This window comes from Sphaerisporangium rubeum, from assembly GCF_014207705.1.
Lineage (GTDB): Bacteria > Actinomycetota > Actinomycetes > Streptosporangiales > Streptosporangiaceae > Sphaerisporangium > Sphaerisporangium rubeum.
On sequence record NZ_JACHIU010000001.1, the window covers coordinates 4,189,136 to 4,212,795 of the forward strand.

General features: G+C 70.9%; 18 protein-coding genes and 1 riboswitch. Of the genes, 10 read left to right on the forward strand and 8 right to left on the reverse strand.

Features of this window, described 5'->3' with window-relative positions; genetic code table 11:
* Positions 1–7 precede the first annotated feature (7 nt).
* Genes BJ992_RS18020 through BJ992_RS18035 form a run of 4 tightly spaced genes read right to left on the reverse strand, consistent with a single transcriptional unit; the run spans position 8 to position 4,799 of the window.
* Positions 8–1,621, reverse strand: coding sequence for a glycoside hydrolase family 13 protein (locus BJ992_RS18020; protein WP_184982504.1), 1,614 nt, complete (start codon positions 1,619–1,621; stop codon positions 8–10).
* Between the two features lie 38 nt (positions 1,622–1,659).
* On the reverse strand, positions 1,660–2,526 hold the full coding sequence (locus BJ992_RS18025; RefSeq protein WP_184982506.1) for a sugar ABC transporter permease: 867 nt from the start codon (positions 2,524–2,526) through the stop codon (positions 1,660–1,662).
* Positions 2,520–3,506, reverse strand: a complete 987-nt coding sequence (locus BJ992_RS18030) for a carbohydrate ABC transporter permease (protein WP_184982508.1) — start codon at positions 3,504–3,506, stop codon at positions 2,520–2,522. The genes BJ992_RS18025 and BJ992_RS18030 overlap by 7 nt, the downstream gene beginning before the upstream one ends.
* 3 nt (positions 3,507–3,509) lie before the next feature.
* Positions 3,510–4,799 carry an extracellular solute-binding protein gene (locus BJ992_RS18035; protein WP_184982511.1) on the reverse strand — a complete coding sequence of 430 codons (1,290 nt, stop codon included), beginning with the start codon at positions 4,797–4,799 and terminating at the stop codon, positions 3,510–3,512.
* Positions 4,800–5,222: 423 nt separating this feature from the next.
* Here BJ992_RS18035 and BJ992_RS18040 point away from each other — a divergent pair, with 423 nt between their 5' ends.
* Positions 5,223–6,530 (forward strand): ABC transporter ATP-binding protein, encoded by a 1,308-nt coding sequence (locus tag BJ992_RS18040; RefSeq protein ID WP_184982518.1) that lies wholly within the window; start codon positions 5,223–5,225, stop codon positions 6,528–6,530.
* A gap of 38 nt (positions 6,531–6,568) precedes the next feature.
* On the opposite strand, the gene BJ992_RS18045 is transcribed toward BJ992_RS18040, so the two are convergent.
* Entirely contained in the window at positions 6,569–7,189 is a 621-nt protein-coding gene (locus tag BJ992_RS18045) for an ACT domain-containing protein (protein ID WP_184982520.1), read from the reverse strand.
* Positions 7,190–7,278: 89 nt separating this feature from the next.
* The gene (locus tag BJ992_RS18050; protein WP_184982522.1) at positions 7,279–8,694 is read right to left on the reverse strand and encodes a right-handed parallel beta-helix repeat-containing protein; all 1,416 of its coding nucleotides are present in this window, start codon (positions 8,692–8,694) and stop codon (positions 7,279–7,281) included.
* A 169-nt stretch (positions 8,695–8,863) separates the two neighbouring features.
* On the opposite strand from BJ992_RS18050, the gene BJ992_RS18055 reads away from it, so the two are divergent.
* The 4 genes from BJ992_RS18055 (at position 8,864) to BJ992_RS18070 (ending at position 14,732) form a co-directional block, all read left to right on the forward strand.
* The gene (locus tag BJ992_RS18055) at positions 8,864–10,219 is read left to right on the forward strand and encodes a sensor histidine kinase (protein WP_184982524.1); all 1,356 of its coding nucleotides are present in this window, start codon (positions 8,864–8,866) and stop codon (positions 10,217–10,219) included.
* Positions 10,220–10,374: 155 nt separating this feature from the next.
* Positions 10,375–12,459, forward strand: coding sequence for an N-acetylneuraminate synthase family protein (locus tag BJ992_RS18060; protein WP_184982525.1), 2,085 nt, complete (start codon positions 10,375–10,377; stop codon positions 12,457–12,459).
* Positions 12,460–12,498: 39 nt separating this feature from the next.
* A complete protein-coding gene (locus tag BJ992_RS34320) occupies positions 12,499–13,458 on the forward strand; it encodes a glycosyltransferase (RefSeq protein ID WP_184982527.1) in 960 nt (319 codons plus the stop codon).
* Positions 13,455–14,732 (forward strand): polysialyltransferase family glycosyltransferase, encoded by a 1,278-nt coding sequence (locus BJ992_RS18070; protein WP_343072725.1) that lies wholly within the window; start codon positions 13,455–13,457, stop codon positions 14,730–14,732. Before BJ992_RS34320 ends, BJ992_RS18070 begins: the two co-directional genes overlap by 4 nt.
* Before the next feature lie 127 nt (positions 14,733–14,859).
* On the opposite strand, the gene BJ992_RS18075 is transcribed toward BJ992_RS18070, so the two are convergent.
* Positions 14,860–16,080 (reverse strand): DUF6716 putative glycosyltransferase, encoded by a 1,221-nt coding sequence (locus BJ992_RS18075; protein ID WP_184982529.1) that lies wholly within the window; start codon positions 16,078–16,080, stop codon positions 14,860–14,862.
* A complete protein-coding gene (locus tag BJ992_RS18080; RefSeq protein WP_343072726.1) occupies positions 16,077–17,063 on the reverse strand; it encodes a hypothetical protein in 987 nt (328 codons plus the stop codon). Before BJ992_RS18080 ends, BJ992_RS18075 begins: the two co-directional genes overlap by 4 nt.
* 326 nt (positions 17,064–17,389) lie before the next feature.
* A riboswitch (cyclic di-AMP (ydaO/yuaA leader) is annotated at positions 17,390–17,539 on the forward strand.
* Positions 17,540–17,572: 33 nt separating this feature from the next.
* Here BJ992_RS18080 and BJ992_RS18085 point away from each other — a divergent pair.
* The 5 genes from BJ992_RS18085 (at position 17,573) to BJ992_RS18105 (ending at position 23,659) form a co-directional block, all read left to right on the forward strand.
* Positions 17,573–18,226, forward strand: coding sequence for a CHAP domain-containing protein (locus BJ992_RS18085; RefSeq protein WP_184982533.1), 654 nt, complete (start codon positions 17,573–17,575; stop codon positions 18,224–18,226).
* 443 nt (positions 18,227–18,669) lie between these two features.
* On the forward strand, positions 18,670–20,004 hold the full coding sequence (locus BJ992_RS18090) for an ABC transporter substrate-binding protein (protein ID WP_246496699.1): 1,335 nt from the start codon (positions 18,670–18,672) through the stop codon (positions 20,002–20,004).
* Between the two features lie 369 nt (positions 20,005–20,373).
* Positions 20,374–21,348: a carbohydrate ABC transporter permease gene (locus BJ992_RS18095; RefSeq protein ID WP_184982537.1), complete on the forward strand. Its 975-nt coding sequence runs from the start codon at positions 20,374–20,376 to the stop codon at positions 21,346–21,348.
* 68 nt (positions 21,349–21,416) lie between these two features.
* The gene (locus tag BJ992_RS18100; protein ID WP_184988416.1) at positions 21,417–22,226 is read left to right on the forward strand and encodes a carbohydrate ABC transporter permease; all 810 of its coding nucleotides are present in this window, start codon (positions 21,417–21,419) and stop codon (positions 22,224–22,226) included.
* On the forward strand, positions 22,223–23,659 hold the full coding sequence (locus tag BJ992_RS18105) for a GH1 family beta-glucosidase (RefSeq protein ID WP_184982539.1): 1,437 nt from the start codon (positions 22,223–22,225) through the stop codon (positions 23,657–23,659). Before BJ992_RS18100 ends, BJ992_RS18105 begins: the two co-directional genes overlap by 4 nt.
* Position 23,660 lies beyond the last annotated feature (1 nt).

Below are 23,660 nucleotides of genomic sequence, written 5' to 3' on the forward strand. Positions count from 1 at the left end.
CTGTACTTTACGCACTGTCTGCCGTCCACCACGCGGCGGACTCCGGAGGCAGGAGCACGGTGCGGGTGTCCGCCGTCAGGGGGGAGCTGGCGAGCAGGAGCGTGCCGGGGAGCGGCACGGCGACCGGGGACGCCGAGACGTTCACCGTGCAGACGAACCCGCCTCGGGAGAAGGCCAGGGTGCCGGGTGGGGAGTCCAGCCAGGTCAGTGCGCCGTCGCCGAGCGCGGGGTGCGCGCGGCGCAGCCGCAGGGCCTCCTTGTAGAGGTTCAGGGTGGAGGCCGGGTCGGCCTGCTGGGCCGCCACGGTGAGCGGGCCGAAGGACGCGGGGACGGGGAGCCACGTCGCGGTGACGCCGGGAGGGCTGAACGCGAACGGCGGCTCGGTGTCCCCCCACGGCAGGGGGACGCGGCAGCCGTCGCGGCCGTCGCCGGGTGCGCGCAGCCGCTGCGGGTCCTGGCAGACCTCGTCGGGGAGGTCGAGGACCTCCGGCAGTCCGAGCTCCTCGCCTTGGTAGATGTAGGCGGACCCCGGCAGCGCCAGCATCAGCAGCGCGGCGGCCCTGGCGCGGCGCAGGCCGCCGGGGCCGTCGCCGTAGCGGGTGACGTGGCGTTTGACGTCGTGGTTGGACAGCACCCAGGTGGAGGGTGCGCCGACGGGGGCGACGGTGGCGATGGACTCGTCGATGACGGCGCGCAGCGCCGCGGCGTCCCAGGGGGCCTTGAGGAAGTGGAAGTTGAACGCCTGGTGCAGTTCGTCGGGACGGACGTAGCGTGCCAGGCGTTCGGGGCTGCGGGCCCAGGCCTCGGCGACGCCGATGCGTTCGCCGTCGTAGGAGTCGAGCAGGCGGCGCCACGCGCGGTGGATGGCGTGCACGCCGTCCTGGTCGAAGTACGGCAGGTCCTCGACGCCGAGCATCTCGACGTGGCCGGGCCTGCCGACGTCCGGCAGGCCGGGAGCCTTGACCATGCCGTGCGCCACGTCGATGCGGAAGCCGTCCACGCCGAGGTCCAGCCAGAAGCGCAGGACGGAGTCGAACTCCTCGTGCACCTCGGGGTGGTCCCAGTTGAGGTCGGGCTGCTGCGGGGCGAACAGGTGCAGGTACCACTCGCCGTCCGGCAGCCGGGTCCAGGCGGGGCCGCCGAACACCGACTCCCAGTCGTTCGGCGGCGACTCCCCCGCCGCGCCGCGGCCGGGACGGAAGATGTAACGGTCCCGCTCGGGTGCGCCTGGGCCGGCGGCGAGCGCGGCGGTGAACCACACGTGCCGGTCGGAGGTGTGGTTCGGCACCACGTCGATGATGACGCGCAGTCCGTGCCGGTGCGCGTCCTCGATGAGGGCCCGCGCGTCGGCGAGCGTGCCGAAGATCGGGTCGACGTCGCGGTAGTCGGCGACGTCGTACCCGAAGTCGGCCATCGGCGAGGTGTAGAACGGCGTGAGCCACAGCGCGTCGACGCCGAGGTCCGCCAGGTGACCGAGCCTGCCGCGCACCCCGAGCAGGTCGCCGATCCCGTCGCCGTCGCCGTCGGCGAAGCTGCGGACGTAGACCTGGTAGATGACGGCGTCCCGCCACCAGCGGACGGGTGCGGTCACCGGGTGGGCCGCGCGGGCGAGGTCGGTCATTGAAGGACCCCCGAATCTCCGTGTTTCGTTACCGGACATCAGGCCTTGGTGGCTCCGGCGGTGAGGCCGGTCACCAGGTGGCGCTGCACGAGCAGGAAGACCAGCGCCGCGGGTGCGGCGATCAGCACCGAGGAGGCGGTGAGCAGCCCCCACTCGGCCTTGTGCTGGCCGACGAACTGGCCGAGCCCCACGGCCAGCGTGTACTTGTCGTCGCCGGTCATGAACGCGGTGGCGTACGCGACCTCGGCCCACGCGGTGATGAACGAGTAGAACGCCGCGACCGCGAGCCCCGGCTTCGACAGCGGCAGGATGAGCCGCCAGAACGTGCCGAAATGGGTCAGCCCGTCCACCCGTCCCGCCTCGTCGATCTCCACGGGGACGGTGTCGAAGTACCCCTTCATCATCCACGCGCAGAACGGCACGGCGGAGGTCAGGTAGGCGATGACCAGCCCGGGGAACTGGTTGATCAGGCCGAGCCCCGCCAGCAGGTTGTAGATCGGCACGATGAGGATGGCCACGGGGAACATCTGGGTGATCAGCAGCATCCACATGATCGACCGGAAGCCGGGGAAGCGGAACCTGCTGACCGCGTAGCCGGTGCTGGCCGACATCACCACACCGAGCACGGTGGTGAGCGCCGCGACCAGCAGCGAGTTGAACAGCCACCGCGGGAAGGCGGTCTGCGTGAGCACCTGGACGTAGTTGGCCAGGGTGGGGCTGTCGAAGAGCTGGACGGTGGTGCTCTGCCAGGCGTCACGCGGCTTGATCGAGGTGAGCACCAGCCAGGCGACCGGGAAGAGGGCCACCAGGCTCGCCACGATCAGCGCGGCGTGGAGCGCGACGGAGGCACCCCGCGAACGAGTGGAACGCGTGCGTGTGGCGCGGGCCGGGGCGACGCTCACCATGCCTCCCCTGCGCGGCGCAGCGCGCGCCGGTAGACGACGGCCATGACGACGAGCAGCGCCAGGATGAGCACTCCCCACGCGGCCGATCCCGAGTAGTTGCGGATGCCTTCGAACGCCTGGCGGTAGGCGTAGGTGACGAGGATCTCGCTGGACCCGCCGGGGCCGCCTTTGGTGACCAGGAAGATGACGGGGAACTGGTTGAACGTCCAGATGGTGCCGAGCAGCACCACGGTGCTGGACACCGGCCGCAGGCCCGGCAGCGTGATGTGCCTGAACCGCTGCCACGGCGACGCGCCGTCCACCTCGGCCGCCTCGTACAGCTCACGCGGGATGGCCTGCAGGCCGCCGAGCAGCGCCAGCATCATGAACGGCACGCCGAGCCAGACGTTCACCCCGATGACCGACACCTTGGCCCAGAACGGGTCGTCCAGCCAGGTGACCCCGGCGAACCCCACGGCGCGCAGCATGGCGTTGACCACGCCGAACTCGCCGTTCAGCAGGTAGCGCCAGATGAACGCCGACACGAACACCGGCACGGCCCACGGCAGCACCAGCAGCATGCGGTACAGCGACCGCAGCCGCACCGGCCGGTTGAGCAGCATCGCGAGGCCGAGGCCGAGGCCGTAGTGCAGCGCGACGCAGGCGACGGTCCACACGACGGTCCAGCCGAGCCGGGACAGGAACTCGGCGCTGGTGACGATCGCGGTGTAGTTGGCGAGGCCGACGAACTCATAGGTGGAGGGGATGACGTTCATCCCGATGGTCCGCCCCATGTTGGCCTCGGTCGCGTCGGTGAGCGACAGGTAGATCCCCCGGACCAGCGGGTACCCGACCAGCACCAGCGTGACGATCACCACAGGAGCGCACATGGCCCAGGCGTACCAGTGCCGGGAGTACGCGCGTCCGCGGCGCATCGGGTCGCGGGCCCGGCCGCGGGCAGGGGTGCCCGCGGCCGTCCCGTCGGCGACCTGTGCGGTCATCGGTCAGAGGCTCCAGCCCTTGAGCAGACCCTGGTAGGCCTTGGCGACCCCCTGCATCATGGGCTCGGCACCCTGCTGACCGGCGGCGAGCTTCTGGTAGCCCTCGACCAGCGGCTGGAAGAGCTGGCCCCCCTCGGGGATCCAGGGACGCTGGACGGCCGCGGCCATCGGCTCCTTCCACTTGCCGATCATGTCGTTGGCGGCGGCCTCCGGCATGGTGTACGCGGACTGGCGGGTCGGGAGCAGGCCCAGCTTGCCGGCGATCTTGGCCTGGCTCTCGGCGGAGTCCATGAACTGGACGAACAGGTAGGACGCGTCGAGGTTCTGCGAGCCGGCGTAGACCGCGTAGTCGTGGCCGCCGGTGGGGGCTCCGGCCTTCGCCGTGCCGGCCGGGACCGGGGCGATGCCGAAGTTGTCAGGGTCGTTCTTGAAGACCTTGCCGCCGAGGTTGTCGGTGTTGGACCACGGCCCGTTGAAGATCATGGCCACCTTGCCTTCCTTGAAGGCGGCCTGCGCGTTGTTGTAGCTGTCCTGGATGGCGGGCTTGGCGGCGGCGCCGGAGGTGATGAGGTCCTCCACGACCTTGACGCCGGCGACCGACTGCGGGGACGCGACGGTGATCTTCTTGGTGGTCACGTCGAGCAGGTCGCCGCCTTCGCCGTAGATGAACGGCAGCAGGAAGTAGGCGTCGACGTTCAGCGCGAGGCCCTCGGCGCCGGTCTTGGACTTGACGTCGAGCGCGGTCTGCTTGAGCTCGGCGAACGTCTTCGGCGGCGCGTCGTGACCGGCCTTCTCCAGCAGCTTCTTGTTGTACAGCAGGCCGAGGGTGTCGGTGACCTGCGGCACGGCGTAGGTCTTGCCGTCGTACTTGCCGCTGCTCGCCGGGCTGGCCAGGAAGTCCTCGGGCTTGTCGACCGCAGGGGTGCCGTCGAGCGGCGCGAGGTAGCCGAGGGAGGCGAACTCGGCGACCCAGCCGACCTCGGTGCGCAGCACGTCCGGCGCGCCGGAGCCGCTCTGCGCGGCCGTCTTGAACTTGTTCTGCGCCTCGGCGAACGGCACGTTGACGTAGTTGACCGTGATCTTGGGGTATTTGGCCTGGAACTCCTTGATGAGCTCCTGGAACACGGGCCCCTCGTGGGTGGCGTCCGAGGTGTCCCACCAGGTCACCTGGCCCGAGGGCTCCGCGGCCCCTGTGGCCGTCGCGGCCGGTTGCTCGGGTGTGCCGCCGCCGCAGGCGGATACCGCCAGCGCCAGCGCCGCGGCCGCCGCCGCGGCCGAGATGGCTCGCCGCATGTGTGCACTCCTTGCTGAAAGCGTCATTGCCCAAGGATTCGGCGCACCGTCCGCCTCCCCGGGAGCGGGACGGTGGCACCGGGGTACGCGGAACGTAACAGCCGCACGAAGGTCGATGAAAGGCCTTACGGAAACTTTCTGCAAACTGTGATGTCGGCGTCGTTACACCTGTGTTGCCTGGCCAGACAGGGTCGGGGGGCCGAGGGCCGGCCGCCGGGCGGGCACACCGGCGGCACAGGGCCCGTCACGTCGGCGTTCGCGGCCGTCCTGACCTCGGCGGACGCTCACAAGTCAAGTAACGGGTGGATGAGCGATTTATAACTCAACGTATGGACACGATGCCCCGGTACACGATGTACTACCTCATCAATCACAATGACGGCTGGGGATCCGGGCGCGGCTGCCCGGGAGGAACGAGTGACGATGAGTACCGTCGTTCTCGACAACGTGACGAAGGTGTACCCAGGGGGCACTCTCGCGGTCGATCAGTTGAGTTTGCGCGCAGAGGAAGGGGAACTGCTCGTCCTGCTCGGTCCGTCCGGGTGCGGCAAGTCGACGTTGCTGCGCATGATCGCCGGTCTTGAGGAGATCACCGCCGGGGACCTCTACTTACACGGCCGGATCGCCAACGACCTCGCGCCGCGCGACCGCGACGTCGCCATGGTCTTCCAGAACGGCGCGCTCTACCCGCACCGGACCGTCCGCGGCAACCTCGCCTTCCCGCTGGAGATCGCCAAGGCCGACCCCTCGATGACCAGGGATCGGGTCGTCGAGCTGTCCCGGGCCCTGCACATCGACGAGACGCTCGACCGGCGTCCCGGCACGCTGTCCGGCGGCCAGCGTCAGCGCGTGGCGATGGGCCGCGCGATCGTGCGCCAGCCGTCGCTGTTCCTCATGGACGAGCCGCTGTCCAACCTCGACGCCTCGATGCGCACCGAACTGCGGATGGAGATCTCCTCGCTGGTCCGCGCGCTCGGCGTCACCACCATCTACGTCACGCACGACCAGGTCGAGGCGCTGACCCTGGCCGACCGCATCGCCATACTCAACCGCGGCGTGCTGCAGGATGTCGGCACCCCCGCGCAGATATACAACGACCCGGCGACGGCGTTCGTCGCGGCGTTCCTCAGCTCCCAGCAGCTCAATCTGCTGTCGGCGACGGTGCGCACCCCGCAGAACCAGTACATCATGCTGGACTTCGGGCTCCACCAGATCACCATGCCGTGGACCGACCCGCGCGCCTACGCGGTCTCCCAGCACACCGGCCGCCAGATCATCGTCGGCATCCGCTCCGACGGCCTCACGCCGATCCCCGAAGGCGTCGACGGCCCCCACTTCACCGGCCGGGTGCGCACCCTCGAGTACCACGGTCACGAATGGCTGGCCTACCTCGAGGTCGGCATCCCCGCGGTCGCCGCTCCGGAGCCCACGCCGAAGCACCCGGTCAACGGCCACGCCAACGGTCACGCGAACGGCAACGGCAACGGCCACAGCGCCGCCGCCCGCCTGCGGGCCATGGTGCGGCGCCTGACCGGCGGCGAAACCGACCACGGCCCGGACGACACCCCGCCGGCCATCGGCAGTGGCACCCACCGCCGCTCCGACCTCGTGGTACGGCTCGGCGGCCGTCCGGTGTGGCGTGCCGGCGAGCACGGCCGCGTCGCGGTGGACCTCAGCCGCATCATGCTGTTCACCACGGCCGGCGACCGCATCGACCCGCCGCGCCGCTGACCCGCCGGGTCCGCCGCTCTCCGCAGGCACGCCACGCCTCAGGCGACCGAGCTCGTCGACACCAGCAGCGCGACGATCTCGACGACGCGCTGCACCTTGTCCAGCTCCACCTGGTGGAACGGCGGCCCCTCCGTGCGCGCCACCACCACGTGCAGCCCGGCCGGCCGCACCGGCAGGCTCAGCAGGTGGAGCGAGCCCTCGCTGAACGCGGCGGGACGCAGCGGCGTCAGGTCCGGCATGTCCTCCACGCCGGGAGCCTGCCAGCTCCCGTGCACCACCGCACCGGTCCCGGAGTCGACCGCGACGGCCCACTGGGCACCCACCAGGTCCGGCACCGCGTCGACGAGGGTGACGAACGCGCGGTCGGCGTCGGTCACGACATGACCGATCAGGTCGTAGTCCGGACTGCTCCCCGGCACCTCCCGGGTCGGCCACGCGCCGTCCACCCGCACCCCCGGCACGACGGACAGCCGCTCACGCAGCTCCTCGGGGGAGAAACCCCCCGGCCAGGACACCGTGAAGTCGTCCATGGCCCGGCCCGCCTCGCGTTCCAGCACCGTCACCTGCAGGATGTCCGCACCGAGCACGCCGAACGCCCGCGCCACCTGACCGAGCGCGCCGGGACGGTCGGGCAGCGACACACGTACCCGCAGCACCATCCGCGTACCTCCATGTTCCACGTCACGCCACAGCGTGCCGGACCGAGGTTTCCAGCATGTTCCCGCGCCATGTCCGGAATGAGTCGTACTCAGTACTGATAGGCACCTGAGTCCGGCTTCCGGTGCCGGGGGACGGCCCGTCCGGCCGCGTCGTGCGGCGGCCACGCGTCCCGGTACCACGAGGGGCCGAGCCGCAGGCCGCGGCCGATGGCCGGTGAGCCCGCGCGCAGCCGCAGGTCGCTCCGGCTCCGGAACATCGGGTCGGCCCGCACCGACCCCCGGCCGGGCCGGAAGTGTCCCAGCCTGCCGTGGTAGACCCCACCCGCGTCGTCGATGCCGGAACCGTCCTCGAAACCGACGTCGCCCCCCACCCGCAGCACGTTGTTGCGCAGGGTCAGCACGCCGCCGGAGCAGCCGTCGGCGCAGGAGAAGCCGATGGTGCGGCGCGCCGGAAGGTAGACCGAGTTGTGCACCGCCACCGTGCCGCGCACCGGCCCGACCGCGTGACCGGGACCGCGGGTGATGAGGAACGATCCTCGCGGACGCGAGGACGTCACCACGTTGTGCGCGAACACGTTGCCGGTGGCCGTGCCACCCGGCTCGTGGCCGAGCTCGGTGAAGGTCTCGTTGTCCCTGGCGAGGTTGTGCGTGACGATGTTGCGGTCCCCGCCGTACACCTCCACCGCGGCGCCGTCGGCCACGTAGTCGTGGCTGCGCGCGTAGCTGCCGGTGATGAGGTTGCCGACGACGCGGTTGTCGTCGCCGTTGAGCAGCACGCCGAACGCTCCGGAGTCGTTGTCGGGCTCGTCGTCGTCGACGCTCATGCGGTCGTTGCCGCGCATCTGACTGCCCCGCAGGACGTTCCTCGCGCCGTCCGGGGTGAACCACACGCCGGTGACATTGTGATCGGCGTAGACGTCCCACAGGTCGTTGTAGCGGCCCTCCACGCGGAACCCGGCCCAGCCGCAGCGCGAGGCCCGCAGCTCCGACACCCGCAAGTACGAGCCCGCCACGACGACGCAGTCGTCTCCCTTGGCGCTGATCCGGGGCCGGGGCCCTCTGCCGTACCCCCCGACGACGATCGGCCGCGCCGCCGTCCCCTTGCCGGTCAGCTCAAGCGTGCCCTGCCACCGTCCGCCGCGCCGCAGCAGCAGGGTGTCCCCCGGCCGCAGGCGCTGCGCGCCGGCCCTGCGCAGGGACCGCCACGCGCGCCTCGGCGTGGTGCCGCGCGCGTCGTCGTCCCCCTTGGCGGCGTCCACGTAGAAGACACGGCCGGCCGCGGCCCGGTGGGACGCGCGGCGGCCTTCGGCCACCCGGTGGAGCGCACGGCGCTCGGCGGCCCGGTGGGACGCGTGGCGCTCGGCCGCCGGGTGGAGGTCGCGGCCCGCGGCCGCGGTGACCGGTGGCACCGGAGTGCCCTCGTGCAAGGGACGCGCCGCCGGGTCGGCGAGCAGCACGCAGATCAGAGGTAAAGAAAGACCCGTCCGCCAGAAGTTCGGCGCCATAACCCCACACTTGGTAATCAGATCATCGCTGACGCACACCGTAGCGTTCCACGCACCGCCGCGCGAGGGGGGAGAACGCCGGGGGATCGGCGGGAGTTTGCCGGTGCTTGCCCAGCTCTTTCCCCTCTCGCGGGGCCTTGTGTGGGTGTGGCGGCAGTAGCCTTTGCGAATGTCCCGCCGACGCGTCCCCCTGTGGCCCCGCACGATCAGAGGACAGGTCACGTTCCTCGCGCTCGTGCTGACCACGGTGTTCCTGACCCCCCTGGGTCTGGCGGCGGACGCGGTGATCAGGAGCGCCGTCGCGCAGTCGCTCTGGCGCGAGACCAGGAGCGTCGCGGCCCGCACCGTCGACGCCTACCAGGAGGCGAGGCTGCGCAACCCGATCCCCGTCCCGGCGGGGTCACGGGTCCTCGTGCAGGTGATCGGGCCGGGGAACCACGTGCTGGCCGCCTCGGAGTCCGCCGCCGGCCTGCCGGTGCTCGCGAGCCCGCCGTCCGGGCTCCCCGACCGCGCGATCGACTTCCGTACCTGCCCGGCTGGCCGCAGAGAGTGCTACCACGCCACGGCGATCCTCACCGGGAGCCGCGCGGAAGCGCCTGTGGTGTACGCCGCCGCGCGGACACCCGGTCTGCTGCGGGGCCACCTCATCGACATCTCGATCGGCGTGCAGGTCGCGCTGCTCGTCGGGCTGGCCGGCTGGGTGGCCGCCAAGGCCACGGGCCGCGCACTCGGCACGATCGACAACATCAAGGCGGAGCTGGCGCACATCACCGCGAGCGACCTGTCGCGCCGGGTGTGCGAACCGCCTGGCGACGACGAGATCTCGGGGCTGGCCCGCACCGTCAACTCCACCCTGGCCCGGCTGGAGCACTCGGTGGAGCAGCAGCGCCGTTTCGCCGCCGACGCCTCCCACGAGCTGCGCACCCCCATCGCCGGCCTGCGCGCGCAGCTGGAGGACGCCTGGCTGTACCCCGAGGACACCGATCTGCGGAGCCTGGTCCAGGGGACGCTGCGCGACACCGACCGCATCGAGACCATCATCACCGACCTGTTGTTCATGGCGCGCCTCGGGTCCAGCGGCCCCGCCGTGCAGGAGCGGGTGGATCTCGGCCGTCTGACCGCCGAGGAGATACGGCGCTGCGGGGAGCGGGTACCGGTCGCTGCGGACCTCCAGGACGACGTCATGGTGCACGGCGTGCCGACCCACCTCGTCCGGGTCGTCGCCAACCTGCTGGACAACGCGCAGCGGCACGCCGACCGCCAGGTCACCGTGCAGGTACGCGCCACGCGCGGCACGGCCGTGCTGTCGGTGACCAACGACGGCGACCGCATCCCGGTCGAGGACCGCGAACGGGTCTTCCAGCGGTTCACCCGCCTGGACGAGGCACGCAGCAGGAACCGCGGCGGCACGGGCCTCGGGCTCGCCATCGCCAGGGACGTCGCCATCGCGCACGACGGGACGCTGCGGGTGGAGGACTGCTCGACCGGCACGAGATTCGTGCTGAGACTGCCGGTCGCGGAGTGACGGCGGGAACAGGGCTCCCCAAGAGTTAACAGGAGCGACGGCGGGTGTTCAGCTCCGGCTCCCCTTACCGGTGAGGACCGGTGGTTAGCGTGCCTGACACCCACGAGCGTGCCTAGAGGCGAGCGCTCGCTTTTTCGCCTATCAGGGAGTCACTAGTGCGAGTCCTGGCCGTCGTCCCCGCCCGCGGAGGTTCCGTAGGCGTCCCGCTGAAGAACCTCGCGAAGGTCGGGGGTCTGCCCCTGGTCACCCGCGCGGTGAACGCCTGCGTCGCGGCCGGGCTCGTGGACGAGGTCGTGGTCAGCACCGACCACGCCGGCATCGCCGAGGCCGCCGCGGCGGCCGGCGCGCGGATCGTGGACCGGCCCGCCGGGCTGAGCGGCGCCACCGCCTCCTCCGAGTCCGCCGTGCTCCACGCGCTCCACCAGCTCGCCGGCACCGGTGAGCCCGAGGTCGTCGTGCTGGTGCAGTGCACCAGCGCCTTCATCGATCCCGCCGACCTGGACGCCGCGGTGGCCAAAGTCCTCGCCGGGGAGGCCGACGTGGTGTTCTCCGCCGTGGAGACCCACGAGTTCGTGTGGAACCAGGCCGGCGCCGGTGTCGGCGGCGTCAACCACGACCCGGCGCACCGGCCGCGCCGCCAGGACCGCGCACCCGAGTACCGCGAGACCGGCGCCTTCTACGTCATGCGCGCCGCGGGCCTGCGCGAGCACGGCCACCGCTTCTTCGGCGCCGTCGCCGTCCAGACCGTGCCGGCCGGCCACGCCGTGGAGGTCGACACCCCCGGCGACCTGGAGATCGTCCGCGCGCTCGCCCCCGTCGTGGACCGGCCGGGTCCCATCGACGTGGACGCCGTGATCACCGACTTCGACGGTGTGCACACCGACGACCACGTGTACGTCGACCAGGAGGGCCGCGAGGCCGTCGCGGTGTCCCGTTCCGACGGCCTCGGCTTCGACCTGCTGAAGCGGGCCGGGGTGAAGGTGCTCGTGCTGTCCACCGAGCGCAACCCGGTGGTGACGGCGCGCGCGCGCAAGCTCGGCGTGCCGGTGCTCCAGGGGCTGTCGGCCAAGCACACGGCGCTGCGCGACTGGCTGAGCATCGAGGGCCTGGACCCGGCGCGGGTCGCCTACGTCGGCAACGACGTCAACGACCTCGGCTGCCTGGACCTGGTCGGCTGGCCGGTGGCCACCCCCGGCGCGCACCCCCGGGTGCTGGCCGCCGCGCGGGTCGTGCTGACCCGAGCGGGTGGCGACGGCGCCGTGCGTGAACTGTGCGACCGCGTGCTCGCCGCGCGTCCCGGCGGGCCGGCACCCACCGCGCCGGCCGTCCGCGCCGCCGTCCCCGCTCCGCGCACGCCGCGGGTCCAGGCCGCTCCCGTCGGCATCGGCGGGTCGCTCGTCGGGCCGGGGCAGCCGGTGTACGTCATCGGTGAGATCGGCATCAACCACAACGGCGACCTGGACATCGCGCGCCGCCTCATCGACGTGGCCGCCGACGCCGGCTGCCAGGCCGTGAAGTTCCAGAAGCGCACCCCGGAGATCTGCGTGCCGGTCGAGCAGCGCGACCTGATCCGGCAGACGCCGTGGGGTGAGATGACCTACCTGGAGTACAAGCACCGGGTGGAGTTCGGCGCCGCCGAGTACGCCGAGATCGGCCGGTACTGCGCCGAGCGCGGCATCGACTGGTTCGCCTCCCCGTGGGACGTGCCGTCGGTGGACTTCCTCGAGGACATGGACGTCGTCGCGCACAAGGTCGCCTCGGCGAGCGTCACCGACCTGGAGCTGCTGCGCAGGCTCGCCGATACCGGCAAGCCGCTCATCCTGTCGACCGGCATGTCGACCCTGGAGGAGATCGACACGGCCGTGGAGATCCTCGGCACGTCCAAACTCGTGATGATGCACGCCACCTCGACCTACCCGCTGCCTCCCGAGGAGGCCAACCTGCGCGCGATCGTGACGCTGCGCGAGCGGTACGGCGTGCCGGTGGGGTACTCCGGCCACGAGCGCGGCCTGCAGATCTCGCTGGCGGCGGTCACCCTCGGCGCGGTGACCGTCGAGCGGCACATCACGCTGGACCGGACGATGTGGGGCTCCGACCACGCCGCCTCGCTGGAGCCGAGCGGCCTGGAGCACCTGGTGCGCGACATCCGCATCATCGAGACCGCGCTCGGCGACGGGGTCAAGCGGGTGTTCCCCGGCGAGGAGGCCCCGAAGTCCCGGCTGCGCCGCGTGACGGTCTGACCGGGTGACCAGACCGTTGACCGTCCGCGGAGACCGCCGGTGATCACCCTTTCCGTGGTGGTGCCGGTGCGCGACGCCGAGCCGTACATCGCCGACGCGCTCACGTCGCTGACGCGCAACGCGCGCGCCGACTTCGAGTTCATCGTGGTCGACGACGGCTCGGCGGACGAGACCCCGCTGATCGTCGAGGACTTCCGCGGCGAGCTGCCCGGCCTCACCGTGCTGCGCAACACGGTGGCGGCCGGGCTGGCCGACGCGCGCAACCTCGGCCTGTCCCTGGCGTCCGGACGGTACGTCACGTTCCTCGACGGCGACGACTGGGTGGCGCCGGGGTACCTGGCCCGCCTGGTCGAGGCCGTCGACGGGCTCGGCTGCGATTTCGTGCGGGTGGACCACGTGCAGGTGGAGGGCCGCAGACGCGTGCTGAACCGCGCGCCTGAACACCGGCGGGGGGTGGTGCTGCCGCCGCGTGAGGGGATCCTGCCGTCGAACACCAAGACGATGGTCGACTACCCCTACGCGTGGGCCGGGATCTACCGGCGCGACCTCGGCGACCTGCTGACCTTCCCCGGCCACCTGCACACCGCCGAGGACCGGCCGTGGATCTGGCGGCTGCACCGCGAGGCGCGGTCCTTCGCGGCGGTGTCGCTCGCCGGGGTGTTCTACCGGCGGCTCGTGCCGAACTCGCTCACCCGGATCGGCGACGAACGCCAGCTCCACTTCTTCGACGCCTTCGAGCTGGTCTTCGCGCAGGTCCGCGACGAGGAGGACCTGCTGCCGAAGGCGGTCCGCAGCTTCTGCGCGCTGCTGGCCCACCACCTGGAGCTGTCGGACCGGTACTCCCCCGAACTGCGGCGGCGCTTCACCGCGCGGGCCGGCGAGGTGCTGGCCGGCCTGCCTCCCGCGCTGGTGGCGGGAAGCGGGCTGGAGCCCGAGCGGGCCGAGCTGCTTCGTCCCCTGCTTCCCGACGACGTCTACGCCGAGGTGCGCCTGCCGTGACCCAGGTCTTCTACAGCTCGACGCTGTTCGGCGCGATGACGCTGGCCGCCGCCGTGGACGAGGGGAGGTTCGGGCCGCACACGGGACGGCGGCTGCTGCTGGTGTCGAACAACGCCGCCATCCCGGAGATCACGCCGGGGGTGGACGAGACCGAGGGGTTCGCGGCGATCCGGGCCCGGTTCGACGAGGTGCGGTCGTGGAACGAGATCGTGGCGCCGCTGCACCCGTCGGACTGGAAGGCGCGCCAGGCCGAGCTGCCGATGCTCGGCCGCCTGCTGCTGCGCGACCTCGGCCTCGGCGACGGGCCGGCGGAGCTGGTCGTCGAGTCGATCGCGGTGCCGCCGTCGCGCACGCTCGCCGCGCTGATCCGCGACTGCCCGATCACGGTGTACTCCGACGGGCTGATGAGCTACGGCCCGACCCGCGACCCGCTGCCGGCGGAGATCGCCGGCCGGATCACCCGGCTGCTTCACCTGGACCTCGTGCCGGGTCTCGCGCCGCTGCTGCTGCGCGAGGCCGGGGTGGCGCCGCAGGCGATACCGGACGCCGCGTTCGCCGGGGTCATCGACGCGATCGGCGCGCCGGACGGCCTGGAGGGCGAGGCGGTGATCCTCGGGCAGTACCTGGCGGCGCTCGGCATCCTCAGCGACGAGGAGGAGGCCGCGACGCACGCGGCCATGCTGGAGGCCGTGGCGGCGCGCGGCCACCGCACGGTGCTGTTCAAGCCGCACCCGGCGGCCGGACGGCGGCACGCGAGACGCCTGCGGACGGCGGCGGAGGCGCTCGGCGTGGACCTGCGGGTCGCGCCGGAGACCGTCCCCGCCGAGGTGTGCGTCAAGGCGCTGCGGCCCCGGCTGGTCGTGGGCTGCTTCTCCACCGCGCTGGTCACCTCGCGGCGGCTGTTCGGCGCGCGGGTCGCCACGATGGGCTGCGAGACCGTCCTTGAACGGCTCACACCGTACGAGAACAGCAACAGGATCCCCGCCACGATCATCGACGCGACCCTCCCCCGGCTGGCGCGCGACGGCTCGATCACCGATCCGCCGGCCGCCGACCTGCCGGGCCTGGTGGAGGCCGTCGGCTACTGCATGCAAAGCGAGCAGTACCCCGGCCTGCGGGAGGCCGCGGTGCGGTACCTCGCCGCGCACGGCCCGCAGGCCCGGTACTTCAAGAGCCGCCGCCTCAGCGCGCTCGGCCTCGTCGAGGTCCCCCCGCCGCACAGGCCCGGCCGCGGCGGCGCGCTCGGCCGCCTGCGCCGCGCGCTCACCCGCTGAGAACCAGGCGGCTCCGGCCGCCGGAGACGCCTACCGGGCTTTCCCGTGACGGAGACGCCTACCGGGCTTTCCCGTGCCGGGCCGCCGGGGGGGACACCCCGCCACGGCGGCCCGTCCTCGTGCCGGGTCAGGACATCGCCTTCAGGTAGCGGCGCATGCGGCGGCTCGCGCGGTAACCGGCGCGCATGACGTTCGGCGGCAGCTCCACGCGCAGACGCGCGCGCCTGCGCGCGGCGGCGTGCGCCGGTCCGTCGAGCAGGGGACGCGGCGCGGGGAGGCGGCCGGCGCGCGCGTCGTCCACCAGTGCGGCGACCCGGGGCACCCAGTCGCTGGCCGACGGGTCGTGGAAGTAGTTGGCGTCGCACCAGGCGCCGGTGGGCCGCCGGAAACCCGCGGCGGTGAGCTCCTCCAGAGTGCCGAGGCAGCCGCTGTCCTCGAACACCAGGTTGATCATCTCGGCGCTCACCCCGAAGTCCGACAGCACGAGCAGCGGCACCCCGGCGGCGATGGCCTCCAGCGCGGCGGTCGAGCTCACCGTGACGAAACCCGCCGCCTCGGCCAGCTGATCGCGCATCGCCCCCGCGGCGAACCGCACCGCTCCCTCCGGCACCGCGCCGGCCGCGGCCAGGTCACGCCACAGCCGCTCGTAGTGGTGCCGCTCGTTGTGGGTCTGCCGCTCGGTCTCCAGGGCCCGCAGCTTCACCACCACGTCGAGGTCGGGACGGCGCGCGGCCAGCGCGGCGAGCGCCATCAGGACCGACTCGCGCTCCTCGCGCCGCCGCGGCACCTTGGCCTGGGTCGCGAACACCACCCGGCGGCCGGTCCCCGCGGTCATCGGCCGGCCGGTGACGTGGTCGAGGTAGGGCAGCCTCGCCAGGGCGACGGCGCCGGTCGCGCCGAGCTCCTTGCCGATGCGGCCGAACTCGGCGACCTCCTTGCCGCTGTGCACGACGAACAGGTCGCACGCGCCGCGGTACAGCCAGGCCTTCTCCGTGGCGGGGATCGAGATCCCCGGCAGGCCCGACACGAACACCGGCCGCGGGCTCATGCCGCCGAGAACGCCGCTGACCAGCACGTCGACCACGGGTCCTGTGCAGGCGACGAGCACCACGTCGGGCCTGGTCCGCTCGGCGAGACGGCGCAGCCCGCGCGCCGAGGCCACGACCGGCGGCTCGCCGCCGCCGAGGCGGGTGCCGCTGACCGCGGCCGCGATCTGCGCGGCGGACGGGGTGATCGGCGTGCGCACGACGGCGAGCGTCCGCGTCCATTCCGCCGGAAGCTGGTCGAGCAGGCCCGCCGCCCATTTCAGATAGCTGTCGGAGTCGGCGACGGCGAGAACCCGGGTCAAGGAGCAGCCCTTTCGTGCGCGAACATCTGCAGGTGCGACCGGAGCGAGGCGGTGGCCGATGGGGTCCACCAGTCGTCCGGGACGTCGACGGTCTCCACCCGCACGCCGCGCGCCGACAACAGCACGCGCAGCGACGTCACCGCGGTGGAGGGAAGGCTGAGCACACGCTGGCCGGGACGCAGGTCGCGCAGCGTCATCTCGACCGGCGCGCCGCCGTCGTACACGGTGACCCCCGGATGCTCGCGCACCGCGGCGAGATCGCCGGGATCCTCCCGCCGGTGCGGATAGTACGCCACCGGGCCTTCGAGCGCGAAGAGCCAGGACAGGTAGCGGTCCCGGTGGATCAGGCCGTTGCGTACCAGCGACGTGCCGAGCACGACGGTGCTCTCGGGGGGACGGGGATGCGCGGCGGCGGGCTGGGAACGCAGCCACGCGAAGTCGTGCGTGACCAGCTCGGCTCCGGTGTCCCTGACGGACGCGGCCAGCGCGGCGGGTACGGGCAGCGCGGTGAAGATCGTGAGCCGGCCGGACCTGGCGGCGGCGCGCAGCCGCAGTGAGGCGGCGGCGCCGAGCGCGCGGCGCGTCCAGGTGGCGGTGGTCCTGGCCCGCAGCAGCGGCGTGCCGGGACGCGCGGTCAGCAGTTCGAGCAGCCGGATCGTGGCGAGCCCGTCGTCGACCACCACCAGGTGGCGCGGCGCGGCGCCGAGCGAGGTGAGCTGCACACGGCCGGAGAAGGCGTCCCCCAGCACCCAGGACTCGCGGCGGCCCGGCCGGGGCATGTGGTCACCCGCGGTGGACAGGCGCAATCCGTCCGGCAGGGCCAGCGCGGCGAGCTCGGTGCGGGTCACCCGCAGGCCCGGCAGCTTCCCTCTGGCCACCACCTGGAGATCGGGCCCCACCACTCCGGCGTACCGCGCCTCGACCGCGCAGAGCAGCTGGAGTGGCGACTCCACCCAGGCGACGGCCGGACCCTGCTCCCGCACGCGGCTTCGACCGATCCTCTCCACGCCGGGTGATGAGACGTTCACGACGTAGGCAACGTAGTGCCGGGACCCTAAGCGGCGGGTAACGTACGGTGAACGGCGGACAACCGGCGAAGGTCATGCGGTGCGGGACGATCAGGGACCAGGTGTTTGCCGTCGCCCACATAGGGCAACCTGAGTGGTTTGTCCTATTTGCACCTCTTTGTCCGATGTATTACTGTAGGGGGACTTCACCTGGGGAAACATCCCGCGTCAGGGAGATCCCGCCGGGTGGAGACCAGCCGGAGCGAGGCCGGTCCGCCGCGGAGATCCCTTCTCCCGCCGGTACGCCCCGGACGCCGAGTCCGCTTCTCGCGGAGCCGGGGACCCAGGTTCTCTTGGGGTGAATCGGCGCGTCGTTTCCCACGGACGCGTCGTAGGGCGGCTTCCAGGCCCGAACCCGTCAGCTAACCCGGTAGGCGCCTTTGGAAGAAGGAGTCTCCTAATTGTCAACGTTCACGCAGCGACTCATGGATGCCCCCCGACATCGCGTGATCGGCATGGCCCTCGGCGGGCTGATCCTCGCCCAGGTGGCGACCGGCACCGCCCTCGCCCACGCCGACACCCCTCCCGGTGACACGCTCGCCAAGGTCGCCTCGGCCGAGGCGCACGGCGCTCCGCGCTCCGAGGCCCGGGTCACCGCCGCACAGGTGCTCGACCTCGCGAGGAAGCAGGTCGGCATCACGGAGAACAGCCTCGGTGGCGGCACCAAGTTCCACGCGTGGTACATGAGCAGTCCCCGCGCGGTCGAGACGATCGCCAGGGACACCGGCAAGATCTCCGACTACGCCAACGCGCCGTGGTGCGACATGTTCGTCTCGTGGATCGGCGAGCAGCTCGGCATCCAGGACACGATGGGGCAGGACGCCTACACCGTGCAGCACGCCAAGTGGTTCGAGTCGCAGGGCCGGTTCGGCTCCGCGCCGAAGCCCGGCGCTGTGGCGTTCTTCGCCTGGAGCGGCGGCGGCATCGAGGCCATCGAGCACGTCGGCTTCGTCGTCAAGGACAACGGCGACGGCACCATCGAGACGATCGAGGGCAACACGGGCAACGGGAAGGTCGAGATCCGCAACCGGCCGACCTACCAGGTGGCCGGCTACGGCTACCCCGCCTACGCGACCTGACGGACGACCCTCGTCGCGACCGGGCGGGTGTCCCGGCTCACCCACTCCCATGGGACACCCGCCCTCCCCGCCGCCGTACGGCCCAACCAGCCCGCGAACCGGCCGTACGGCGGCATCTTCGTGCCCGCGTCGCGCGGACGCGTGTCCGGTAGTGATGGGAGCGCTCCCAATACCGCCAATGGCCTTTTTGCCGGTTATCACCGTATATTGCACTTCTGGGAACCCCAGGAGTAACAGTTAGGTTTCGGCATATTGACGCCAGCGTTGCCCATCGGGGACTCTTCGTGGGAGCGCTCCCAAATCTCGCCCGCGGGACCATCCTCCCGCGGTTCACGACTTGAGGGATCCAGCACATCGCGGGGCCCGACTGTCGGGGCCGGCCCTCGATGCATCTCCCAATGATCGGGCAACCACCTTGAGAGGGGTCCGGAATGATGAACTCAATGCGCCGCGGCAGGATGCTCGCGGTCGCATCGGTGATGACCGCCGCGCTCGTGACCAGCGCCGCCTGTTCTTCAGGTGGCGGTGAAGGTGACGCCGGCGCCAGCGGCGCCGCGTCCGCGCCGGCGGAGAAGATCACCCTTACGCTTCAGACCTTCGGCGGTGGCACCAACTTCGGTTACAAGGCCGCCGTGGAGAAGTGGAACGCCGAGCACCCGAACGTGCAGGTCAAGTACACCAACCTGACCGACAGCTTCGAGAACGTCTACTGGCCGCAGATGCTCCAGTGGCTGCAGTCCGGCACCGGTGCCGGCGACGTCGTCGGCATCGACGAGGGCGGCATGGGTCTGGCCAAGGCCCGTCCCCAGTTCTTCGCCGACCTCGGCGAGTACGGCCTGCAGAGCCGCCAGGCCGACTTCCCCGCGTGGAAGTGGGAGAACGGCATCAACACCGACGGCAAGCTGTTCGCCCTCGGCACCGACGTCGGCGGCATGAGCATCTGCTACCGCACCGACCTGTTCGAGAAGGCCGGCCTGCCGACCGACCGGGCCAAGGTGTCCGAGCTGTGGAAGACCTGGGACGACTTCATCAAGGTCGGCCAGCAGTTCCAGGGCAAGGTCAAGGACGCGAAGTTCGTCGACAGTGTCAACACCATTTACAACGTGGTGCTGTCGCAGGAGGCCGCCAAGAACGGCAACGTCACCTACTTCGACAAGAACCAGCAGCTCATCGTGGACAAGAACCCCGCGGTGAAGGGTGCCTTCGACTTCACCCAGAAGATCAGCAAGGCCGGTCTCACCGCCAAGCTGCAGAACTTCACCGACCCGTGGAACACCGGGTTCGTCAAGTCGCAGTTCGCCACCCTCGGCTGCCCGGGCTGGATGCTCGGTGTGGTGTCCGGCACCGCCGGTGACGAGTTCAAGGGCAAGTGGGACGTCGCGACCGTTCCCGGTGGCGGCGGCAACTGGGGCGGCTCCTGGCTGGCCGTGCCGAAGCAGTCCAAGCACCCGAAGGAGGCCGCCGAGCTGGCCAGCTACCTGACCAGCCCCGAGGCCCAGCTCATGGCGTTCAAGGAGGGTGGCAACCTTCCGAGCACCGTCCCGGCTCAGGACAACCCCGAGCTGCAGAGCGCCAAGAACGAGTACTTCAACAACGCGCCGATCGGCGAGATCTTCGGCCCGTCCATCAAGAGCCTTCAGCCGACCTTCCTCGGTGAGAAGCACGCTCAGGTGAAGGCGGCCGTCGAGCAGGTCGTCATCGGTATGGACCAGGGCGCGGTGCCTTACGACCAGGCCTGGCAGAAGTTCGTCGAGGCGGGACAGAAGGCGGCGGGCTGACCAACCCTCCGGCGTCACCGGCCCGCCGTGGCGACCCTCCAGCGGGCCGGTGACCACCGTCGAGCGAGCGGCGGCAGCGGGACACGCGCTGCCGCCCTTCGCGCCGACCGCCGAAAGGACGACTTCATTGACCTTTCCCGCACGGACGACCTCCGAAGACCTGCCTGAGAAGGGACTGGTCGTACGCGGCACCGCGCCGCGTCCGGCGAGACGGCCTTCCGCAGCGGCCGAGCGTGCGCGCACCCGGTCCCGCGACGCCGCCACCGGACGCGGCGCCGTGGTGTGCGGGTACCAGTCCGTCACTCACCAGCGAAGGAGTAAGGGGCCCCGCCCGCCTGGCCGCAGGCCAGTGGCCGCCCCGGAAATCCGATGAGCGTCAACCTCTCTCCGCAGCGGGCGGATCCGGCGCCGGTGCGGCCACGGCCAGGCCGGCACCAGCAGCCCTCACGCCGCTTCTGGTCGCAGCTCGACATCAAGGCGACCCCGTACTTCCTGATCTCGCCGTACTTCATCCTCTTCGCGATCTTCGGGCTCTTCCCGCTCGTCTTCACGTTCTGGGTGTCGCTCCACGACTACGAGCTGGCCGGCGGCGACGCCGAGTTCACCGGCTTCGCCAACTACGCCAGCCTGCTGACCGACAGCGCGTTCTGGAACGCGGTGATCAACACCGTCGGCATCTTCATCCTCGCCACGGTGCCGCAGCTGGTCCTCGCGCTGATGCTCGCCAACGCGCTGAACAAGAAGCTGCGCGGCCGGCTGTTCTTCCGCCTCGGTGTGCTGATCCCCCTGGTCACCTCGGTGGTCGCGGTGGCCATCGTGTTCACCCAGTTGTACGGCCGCGACTTCGGCATGATCAACTGGATTCTCGGCTGGTTCGGCGTCGAGAACATCAACTGGCAGAACGCCAAGTGGTCGTCCTGGATCGCCATCGCCAGCATGGTCGACTGGCGCTGGACCGGCTACAACGCGATCATCTACCTGGCCGGCATGCAGACCATCCCGCGGGACCTGTACGAGGCCGCGTCCATCGACGGCGCGTCGCCGCGCCGGCAGTTCTGGAGCATCACGCTCCCGATGATCCGTCCCACGATCATCTTCACGGTCTTCATCTCCACCATCGGCGGGCTCACGCTGTTCGCCGAACCGGTCATGTTCGGCAGCAACCGAATGGAGGGTGGTAGCACCGGCCAATTCCAGACAATCGCCATGTACATCGTCAAAGAGGGCTTCCGGGACTTCGACTACGGGTACGCGGCGGCGGCCGCGTGGCTGCTGTTCGTGCTCATCCTGATCGGCGTGGCGATCAACTACACGTTCGTCCGCCGGATCGGAGGCACCAAGTGACCGCCATCGCGCAGGGCAGGACCGCTCCGAGCCGCAGCGACGGCAAGCGCGACCCCTTCCGCGCCACGATGCTCACCAAGATCGCCCTCGGGATCACGGTCATCGTCTCGATCTTCCCGATCTACTGGATGATCATCATCGCGTCGCGCACCAACACCGACGCGGTGTCGGTGCCGCCGATCCTGCTCCCCGGCGGGAACCTCGGTGAGAACATCGCGCGCGTGCTCGCCACCGAGGACGCGCACTTCCTGCAGGGCCTGCTGAACTCGCTGATCGTCACCAGCACCGTGACGATCTCCGTCGTGATCATCTCGACGTTCGCGGGTTTCGCCTTCGCCAGGCTGCACTTCCGCGGCAGGAACCTGCTGCTCGGCTCCATCCTGATCACCATGATGGTGCCGCTCCAGCAGATGGGCATCGTCCCGCTGTACCAGCTCATGGTGGACCTCGGCTGGGTCGGCACGCTCAAGGCCGTCATCCTGCCGTACCTGCTCAACGGTTTCGGCGTGTTCCTGATGACGCAGTACACCGACCAGGCCGTGCCGGAGGAGCTCGTCGAGGCGGCCCGCGTCGACGGCGCGTCCACCATGCGCATCTGGTGGAACGTCATCCTGCCGGCCGTACGGCCGGGTATGGCCGTGCTGGCGCTGCAGACGTTCATGCTGAACTGGAACGAGTTCATGTGGCCGCTGATCGTGCTCACCCCGGACAACCCGACCGTCCAGGTGTCCATCAGCTTCCTCACGGCGGCGCACACCACGGACTACGTCCTGATCTTCACAGGAACGGCCCTCTCGGTTCTCCCGCTCATCGTCGTATTCATCGCGTTCGGCCGGCAGATCGTCGGCGGACTCATGGAAGGTGCGGTCAAAGCGTGACCACGCAGCAGACTCAACCCCAGATCGACGCTCCCGCCGTGGTCTTCCCGGCCGATTTCGTCTGGGGCGCCGCCACTTCGGCGTACCAGATCGAGGGATCGACCGGTGCGGACGGGCGCGGCACCTCCATCTGGGACACGTTCATCAAGCAACCCGGCCGCGTGCTCAACGGCGACGACGCGAGCGTCGCCATCGACCACTACAACCGGTACCGCGAGGACGTGAAGGTCATGGCCGACCTCGGCCTGACCGCCTACCGGTTCTCGCTCTCCTGGCCGCGCATCATGCCGGACGGCGCCGGCGAGGTGAACCAGGCAGGGCTCGACTTCTACCGCCGCCTGACCGACGAGCTGCTCGAGCACGGCATCGACCCCTGGGTGACCCTTTACCATTGGGATCTGCCGCAGGCGCTCGAGGACCTCGGCGGCTGGCCGTCGCGCGACACGTCGAAGCGCTTCGCCGACTTCACAGCCTGCGTTCACCAGGCTCTCGGGGACCGCGTGCGCAACTGGAGCACCGTCAACGAGCCGTGGTGCGCCGCGTTCCTCGGCTACGCCTCCGGTGAGCACGCTCCGGGCCGCCGCGACCCGCAGGCCGCCGTACGCGCCGCGCACCACCTCAACCTCGCGCACGGCCTCGCCGTGCAGGCTCTGCGCGCCCAGGGGGCTGGCGCGCAGATCGGCGGCTCGGTGAACCTGTACGCCATCACCCCGGCGGAGGACACCCCGGAGGACCTGGACGCCGCCCGGCGCATCGACGGGCTGCAGAACCGCTTCTTCCTCGACGCGCTGCTGAAGGGTTCCTACCCTGAGGACGTGCTGGAGGACCTGAGCAAGGTCGCCGAGATCGACTTCATCCAGGACGGCGACATGGAGATCATCTCCACGCCGTTCGACACTCTGATGATCAACTACTACAGCCGGTTCACCGTCTCCGGCAAGCCCGGCGGTCCCGCCTCGGCCGCCGCCGCGCCGACCGGCGCCGGCTCGCCGTGGCCCGGCAGCGAGGACGTGTCGTTCGTCAACGGCGGACGGCCGGTCACCTCGATGGGCTGGGAGATCGACGACCTCGGTCTGCTGGAGGTCCTGGAGCGCCTCCACCGCGAGTACCCGGCGATCCCGCTGGTCATCTCGGAGAACGGCGCCGCGTTCGAGGACGTCGTCGAGGAGGACGGTCAGGTCAACGATCTGGAGCGCCTGGCCTACATCGACGCGCACCTGCGCACGTGTCACACCGCCATTGAGGAGGGAATCCCTCTCAAGGGATACTTCGCTTGGTCGTTGATGGACAACTTCGAGTGGGCATGGGGGTACGGCAAGCGGTTCGGCATCGTCTACGTCGATTACCCCACCCAGCGGAGAACCCCCAAGGCCAGCGCGGCGTGGTACGCCGACACGATCCGCCGGGGCGGTCTGCGCGCTCCGGCAGAATAGG